This window comes from Pseudomonas sp. SDT291_1_S447 (assembly GCF_054070155.1).
Genome location: NZ_JBSVXS010000373.1, coordinates 1 through 258 on the forward strand (window position 1 = coordinate 1; position 258 = coordinate 258).

Consider the following 258-nt stretch of genomic DNA (forward strand, 5'->3'; position numbering starts at 1 on the left):
TCGATGCGCCGGACGTGAACGCCTCGGAGTTCAAGTTCACGGTGAACGACGAAGGCCGCATCATTTATGGCCTGGGCGCCATCAAAGGTGTGGGCGAAGGCCCGGTGGAAGCCATCACCGAAGCGCGCCAGAACGGGCCATTCAAGGATCTGTTCGACTTCTGCGCGCGGGTTGACCTCAAGCGCATCAACAAACGGACCCTCGATGGCCTGATCCGCAGCGGTGCACTCGACCGTCTCGGCCCATATTTCCATGATG

General features: G+C 60.5%; 1 protein-coding gene. It reads left to right on the plus strand.

Going from position 1 to position 258, the window contains the following annotated elements; all coding sequences use genetic code 11:
• On the plus strand, positions 1-258 hold a 258-nt coding region (locus ACW9IR_RS29975), incomplete at both ends, for a helix-hairpin-helix domain-containing protein (RefSeq protein ID WP_457466222.1).